The following is a 7,043-nucleotide window of genomic DNA, read 5'->3' as shown; positions in this document are numbered from 1 at the left end:
CGCTGACGCTGGCCGCCGGAGAGTTGTTCCGGGTAGCGATCGGCCAACCAGTCCAGTTGCACCATGTTCAGAAGTTCGTGGACTTTCACCGCGATCTGGCTTTCGTTCGGACGCTGGTTTTTCGGCTTCATACGCAGGCCGAACGCAACGTTGTCGAACACCGTCATATGGCGGAACAAGGCGTAGTGCTGGAACACGAAACCGACGTTGCGATCACGCACGTCGTGGCCGGAAACATCTTCGCCGTGGAACACGATGTTGCCCTGATCCGGGGTTTCCAGGCCGGCGATGATTCGCAGCAATGTGGTCTTGCCGCAGCCGGACGGCCCCAGCAGCGCCACAAGTTCGCCGCTTTGAATGTCCAGGCTGATGTTGTCCAGCGCCTTGAACGCGTGGAAGTTCTTGCTGACGTTACGCACTTCGATCGACATGACTTATTCCTCCGCGGCGCTGGCGCGCAGGCGGTTAATACGGTTTTCGCTCCACTGCTTGAGCAGCAGGATGAAGAGCGCCAGGATCAGCAACAGGCTCGCCACGGCGAACGCGGCCACGTGGTTGTATTCGTTGTAGAGAATCTCGACGTGCAGCGGCAAGGTGTTGGTCACCCCGCGAATGTGCCCGGACACCACCGACACCGCCCCGAACTCACCCATGGCCCGCGCGGTACACAGCACCACGCCATAGATCAGGCCCCATTTGATGTTCGGCACGGTGACGTGCCAGAACATCTGCCAGCCATTGGCGCCAAGCAAACGCGCGGCCTCTTCCTCCTGGGTACCTTGTTCCTGCATCAGCGGGATCAGCTCACGGGCCACGAACGGCACGGTGACGAAAATCGTCGCCAGCACGATGCCCGGCAAGGCGAAGACGATCTGGATGTCGTGATCCTGCAACCATGGGCCGAACAAGCCCTGGGCGCCGAACATCAGCACGTAGACCAGACCTGCGATCACCGGCGACACCGAGAACGGCAAGTCGATCAGGGTCACCAGCATGCTCTTGCCGCGGAACGAGTATTTGCTCACGCACCACGCCGCGCTGACACCGAACACCAGGTTCAGCGGCACCGAAATCAACACCGCAATCACCGTGAGTTTCAGGGCCGACAACGCGTCCGGCTCAAAGATCGCGGTGAAGAACGCCCCCAGGCCCAGCTTCAGGCCCTGGGACACCACGATGAACAGCGGCAGTAACAGAAACAGCGCAAAGATCAGCCAGCCGAGGCCAATGAGGATTCGCCGCGAAGCAGCACTGCCACGGCGGGCGGCGTTCGAGGAGGCCGCTGCAATAGACGATTGGGACATTTTTCGCGCCTCCTTATGGGGTTTCGATGCGCCGCTGCAACAAGTTGATCAGCAGCAACAGGACAAAGGAAACCACCAGCATCAGTACACCAATGGAGGTGGCGCCGGTGTAATCGTACTGGTCGAGTTTGACCATGATCAGCAGCGGCAGAATTTCGGTTTTCATTGGCATGTTGCCAGCGATGAAAATCACCGAACCGTACTCGCCGACCCCACGGGCAAAGGCCAAAGCGAAACCGGTCAGCCAGGCCGGGAGCAGCGCCGGCATCAGAATATGGCGGAAAACCTGCAACGGATTTGCCCCCAGGCACGCCGCCGCCTCCTCCACTTCACGGGGGATATCGGCCAGTACAGGCTGTACCGTACGTACTACGAATGGAAGTGTTACAAAAGTCAGCGCCAGGGTGATGCCGAGGGGGGTATACGCGATCTTGAAACCCAGGTCCGCCGCGAACTGACCCACCAGGCCGGTGGGGGTGTACAGCGCGGTCAACGCGATACCGGCCACGGCAGTGGGCAATGCGAAGGGCAGATCGATCATCGCATCGATGACTTTGCGCCCCGGGAAGGTGTAGCGCACCAGCACCCAGGCCAGCAGCGTGCCGATCACGCCGTTGATGATCGCGGCGTACAACGCGGTGCCGAAGCTCAGCTTCAACGCGGCCAGCACTCGAGGTGCCGAGATGATTGCCCAGAACTGGTCCCAGGTCAGTTGAGCGGCATGCACGAACATCGCCGCCAGTGGAATGAGCACAATCAGGCTGAGGTACACCAAGGTGTAGCCCAGCGTCAGCCCGAAGCCGGGTATGACGGGGGAGATACGACGCGACATAAAAGTCCTTGGTTGAAAACGCACTAAGCCCCGACGGCAAGATCGGGGCCCGTTGGCAGATCTATTTCAGGCTACTGCGCCTGGTAAATCTGGTCGAACACGCCACCGTCATTGAAGAATTTCGGCTGGGCGGTTTTCCAGCCGCCGAAGTCCTTGTCGATGGTCACCAGTTCCAGGGTCGGGAACTGTTTGGCGTACTTGGCAGCTACGTCCTTGTCACGTGGACGATAGAAGTTTTTCGCCGCAATTTCCTGGCCGGCCGGGCTGTACAGGTGCTTGAGGTACGCTTCGGCGATTTCGGTGTTGCCCTTTTTCTCGGCGTTCTTGTCGACCACGGCCACCGGTGGCTCGGCAAGGATCGACAGCGAAGGCACGACGATGTCGAACTTGTCGGCGCCGCCGTCTTCTTTCAAGGCCAGGAAAGCTTCGTTTTCCCAGGCCAGCAACACGTCGCCCTGACCGTTGTTGACGAAAGTGATGGTCGAACCGCGAGCACCGGTATCCAGCACAGGCACGTGCTTGAACAGGGTCTGCACATACTCTTTGGCCTTGGCTTCGTTACCGCCATTGGCTTTCAGGCCATAGGCCCAGGCCGCGAGGAAGTTCCAGCGTGCACCGCCGGAGGTTTTCGGGTTCGGGGTGATGACTTCCACACCGTTCTTGGTCAGGTCGCCCCAGTCCTTGATGCCTTTCGGGTTGCCCTTGCGCACCAGGAACACGATGGTCGAGGTGTAAGGCGTGCTCGCTTCCGGCAGACGCTTCTGCCAGTCAGCCGGCAGGCTCTTGCCGAGCTTGGCGATTTCGTCGATGTCGCCGGCCAGGGCCAGGGTCACCACGTCGGCCCGCAGACCGTCGATCACCGCCCGGCCCTGCTTGCCTGAGCCACCGTGGGACTGCTGGATCTTCACGTTGTCGCCAGCGTGGTCTTTCTTCCAGAAGTTGATGAACTCGGCGTTGTAGTCCTGATACAGCTCGCGGGTCGGGTCATACGACACGTTGAGCAGTTCGTAATCCTTGGCAACCGCGGAACCAGCAAAAAGGGCACTGGCCAGGGCGGCCAACGCAAAATGGCGAATCGACGACATGGTGAAAGCTCCTGGAATTCTTGGTGTGGTGGCTTTTTCTTATGGTCTGGAACGGGTTGCCTGACTCAAGGATCGAAGCCTTCGACGCTCCCGTAGGAGCCGCCGAAGGCTGCGATCTTTTGATCTTTGCTTCAGCTCGACTTGTTGCCCGGATGCTGCAAACGGAATTTCTCTTTGCGTTCGATCTGTACCACCTGGGCGTTGTGCACGGTGATTTCCACCGCGCCAAAGCGCAGATCGCGCAACGCGCTCTGGATCTCGCGCAAAATGGTGGCTTCGTCCTGCCCGTCAACACTGCGTAGGGATGCGCTCATGGTGCTGCTCCTTTAATGAGATATGCCTGGCAGTGGCGGGCACTGCGTACGGCGTGAGAGCAATAGTAGATAGGCGCAGATATTCTTAAAAAGACTATTTAAGAATGTTTATATAACCAGAATGCATTATTTGATGGGACAAGGGATTGCGGGGGATCTACTATTTTCAGGGCCACACAAAACCCTGTGGCGAGGGGGCTTGTCGGAACGCCGCACCGCCCCGTTCGGCTGCGTAGCAGACGCAAAGATTTGGGGCCGCTACGCGCCCCAACGGGGGCAAGCCCCCTCGCCACAAGAAGCAGTTCAGGCACTCATCCAATCACCGGCGCCCGAACCCAATCCAAGGACGCCGCCGGTACAGGTCGCCCAAACCAGTAGCCCTGCCCCAGATCGCAATCGTGCTCAAGCAGGAAAGCCGCCTGTTCGACCTGCTCGATCCCCTCGGCATGCACCTGCATTCCCATGCTTTGCGCCAACGCAACGATCACCCGCGCGATCGCCGCGTCATCCTCATCACCCGGCAAGCCTGCGACGAATCCCTGATCGATCTTGAGTTTTTGCACCGGTAAACGCTTGAGTCGCAGCAACGACGAATAGCCCGTGCCGAAGTCATCGATGGCCAGCCGCACGCCTAACTCACGCAAGCGATGCATCTGCTCCAGCGCCACTTCCGGATCCTCCATCACCGCGCTTTCGGTGACTTCCAGCTCCAGATACGCCGGATCCAGCCCGGTGTCGTGCAGCACCTGAGCCACCTGCTGGTACAACTCACGGCGAGCGAACAGGCGCGAAGAAACGTTCACCGCAACAAACGACAACACCACGCCTGCGGCGTGCCACTGGCACATTTGCTGACAGGCCTGGCGCATGACCCAGGCATCGATCTCGGCAATCAACCCGGTGCGTTCAGCAATGGGGATGAACTCAGCCGGTGACACCAGCCCGCGCTGTGGATGCTCCCAGCGCACCAGGGCTTCGACGCCGATCAGACGGCTGGTTTTGAGGTCGTGCACGGGTTGGTAATAAACCCGCAACTCTTGCTGCTCCAGTGCTCGGCGCAATTCGAACGCAATCTCGACACGTTGCTGGGCATGCGCGGTCAGCTCTTCGGTGTAGAGGGCATAGCTGTCGCGACCGGCGCTCTTGGCCTTGAACAGTGCCGAGTCGGCATTGCGCAACAGTTGCTCGGCGCTCAACGCATCGCTGGGGAACAGGCTGATGCCGACACTGGCGTTGATGAACAACGAATGCCGGTCAATCTCAAACCGCTCCTTGAGACCATCGATGACCCGCTGGGCCAGCGCCGCGGCATGCCCCGGTTGCGGGCAATTTTCAGCCAACAGGGCAAATTCGTCGCCACTGAGCCGCGCCAGGGTGATGCCCGGGCCGAACAAGGTGTTCAGACGCTCAGCCACGCCCTTGAGCAATTGATCACCAACACTGTGACCGAGGCTGTCGTTGATCAATTTGAAGTGATCAAGGTCGATCATCAGCAACGCACAACCGCGCTTATGGGCCTGCGCCGAGGCCACAGCCTGCCCGGCACGGTCGGTAAACAGCAGGCGATTGGGCAGATCGGTCAGCGGATCGTGGTGGGCCAGGCGCGTCAGTTCATGCTCGGAGTTCTTGATCGCACTGATGTCGGAAAACACCGCAACGTACTGGCTGAGCCGCCCCTGATCGTCATGAACGAGGCGGATCGTCTGCCATTGCGGGTAAATCTCGCCGCTTTTGCGACGATTCCAGATTTCCCCGCTCCACTCGCCGAGGCTGTCGAGTGTCGCGAACATCGACTGGTAGAAACCCGGCGGGTGATGGCCCGACTTGAACATGCTCGGTCGCTGACCCAACACTTCCTCACACTGGTAGCCGGTGATTTCCATGAACGCCCGGTTCACATGGACGATCAGCCCTTTGTTATTGGTGACTAGCACCCCTTCGCGGGTGCAATCGAACACCGCGGCCGCCTGTCGCAAACGCTCCCGGTCGGCATTACGCTCACGCAATTTGGCGCCGACGCCCAGGCAGCGAAACAAACGTGCCCGCGCGATGAAAATCAGCCCGGCACTGAAGGCCACCCAGGCATAACCGTTGATCAGTTGCCAGCGCAGCAGGTCGGTGGAGTTATCGAAGAAACTGTTCAATAAATAACCACTGAACTGAAGCCAGACTACGGAAAGCACCAGATAAAGTAGCGCTGCACGCAAGGCATCGCGATATGTGGCTGACATTCGAGCGTCCATGCCCCTACAAAAAAGACTGGAATTATAGATTAAAGAAACATCCGGCCACTCTTATCTGAAAGGGCGACTGGTTTTATCTGTGGGCTAAGTGATAATGCGACGGCTGTTTTTTTCTTTATCGAGGGTCCTATAGGCTATGTGGTACGAAGGTTTTCTTGGCTTATCGCCCTGGTCACTGGTGGCAGTCACCCTGCTGATGACCCACGTCACGATCGTCGGCGTCACGGTCTATCTGCATCGCTATTCAGCCCATCGCTCGCTTGAGCTGAATGCCGGCCTGAAACATTTCTTCCGCTTCTGGCTGTGGCTGACCACGGCGCAGAACACCCGCGAGTGGACCGCTATCCACCGCAAGCATCACGCCAAATGCGAAACCGTCGATGACCCGCACAGCCCGGTCATCAAGGGCTTGTCCACCGTTCTGCGCAAAGGTGCCGAGCTGTACCGCGCCGAAGCGGAAAACCCCGAGACCCTGCGCATCTACGGCAAGAACTGCCCCGAAGACTGGATCGAACGCAACCTCTACAGCCGTTTCCCGCTGCTGGGCGTGGCGATCATGGGCGTCATCGACCTGCTGCTGTTCGGCACCATCGGCATCACCATCTGGGCCATCCAGATGATGTGGATCCCGGTCTGGGCCGCCGGCGTGGTCAATGGCCTGGGCCATGCCATCGGCTACCGCAACTTCGAATGCCGCGATGCGGCGACCAATCTGGTGCCCTGGGGCATCCTGATCGGCGGTGAAGAACTGCATAACAACCATCACACCTACCCTAACTCGGCCAAACTGTCGGTGAAGAAGTGGGAGTTCGACCTCGGCTGGGCCTGGATCCAGGTCTTCAGCTTCCTGCGCCTGGCCAAGGTCCAGCGGGTTGCGCCGATCGCCCACCGTGTCGAAGGCAAAGGCAACCTGGACATGGACACCGCCATGGCGATCCTCAACAACCGCTTCCAGATCATGGCCCAGTACCGCAAGCTGGTGATCGCGCCGCTGGTCAAGCAAGAGCTGGAAAAGGTCGATCACTCGGTCCGCCACCAGTTCCACCGGGCCAAACGCCTGCTCTCGCGGGAAACCAGCCTGCTGGACGACAAGCACCACCTGCGCATCCAGACCATGCTCGAGCACAGCCAGGCGCTGAAGGTAATTTACGAGAAACGCCTGGCCCTGCAGCAGATCTGGGTCARGACCAGCTCAAATGGTCACGACATGCTGGCCGCCATCAAGGATTGGGTACACGAGGCCGAGGCCAGCGGGATTCAATCCC

General features: G+C 59.4%; 7 protein-coding genes. 1 reads left to right on the top strand and 6 read right to left on the bottom strand.

Going from position 1 to position 7,043, the window contains the following annotated elements:
- The 6 genes from AC1DLB_RS16550 to dibA all read right to left on the bottom strand — a co-directional run.
- Positions 1–431 (bottom strand): ATP-binding cassette domain-containing protein (locus AC1DLB_RS16550; protein ID WP_477785295.1); only part of this gene is annotated, 431 nt, incomplete at its 3' end.
- 3 nt (positions 432–434) lie between these two features.
- Positions 435–1,304, bottom strand: a complete 870-nt coding sequence (gene cysW / locus AC1DLB_RS16545; protein ID WP_007941037.1) for a sulfate ABC transporter permease subunit CysW — start codon at positions 1,302–1,304, stop codon at positions 435–437.
- Between the two features lie 13 nt (positions 1,305–1,317).
- Positions 1,318–2,136 (bottom strand): sulfate ABC transporter permease subunit CysT, encoded by an 819-nt coding sequence (gene cysT / locus AC1DLB_RS16540; RefSeq protein WP_018929362.1) that lies wholly within the window; start codon positions 2,134–2,136, stop codon positions 1,318–1,320.
- A gap of 71 nt (positions 2,137–2,207) precedes the next feature.
- Complete coding sequence (locus AC1DLB_RS16535) at positions 2,208–3,221, bottom strand: sulfate ABC transporter substrate-binding protein (protein WP_018929363.1); 1,014 nt, start codon at positions 3,219–3,221, stop codon at positions 2,208–2,210.
- 131 nt (positions 3,222–3,352) lie between these two features.
- On the bottom strand, positions 3,353–3,535 hold the full coding sequence (gene oscA, locus AC1DLB_RS16530) for a sulfur starvation response protein OscA (RefSeq protein WP_018929364.1): 183 nt from the start codon (positions 3,533–3,535) through the stop codon (positions 3,353–3,355).
- A gap of 311 nt (positions 3,536–3,846) precedes the next feature.
- Positions 3,847–5,766 carry a phosphodiesterase DibA gene (gene dibA / locus AC1DLB_RS16525; RefSeq protein ID WP_477744093.1) on the bottom strand — a complete coding sequence of 640 codons (1,920 nt, stop codon included), beginning with the start codon at positions 5,764–5,766 and terminating at the stop codon, positions 3,847–3,849.
- A gap of 148 nt (positions 5,767–5,914) precedes the next feature.
- Between dibA and desA the strand changes: the two genes are divergently transcribed.
- Positions 5,915–7,043, top strand: a 1,129-nt coding sequence (gene desA, locus AC1DLB_RS16520; protein ID WP_477785294.1) for a delta-9 fatty acid desaturase DesA, incomplete at its 3' end; no start/stop codon positions are given.

It is taken from the genome of Pseudomonas sp. 05N434 (assembly GCF_056396965.1).
Note: the sequence above shows the minus strand (reverse complement) of the source record. Positions and strands in the feature narration are given on the sequence as shown.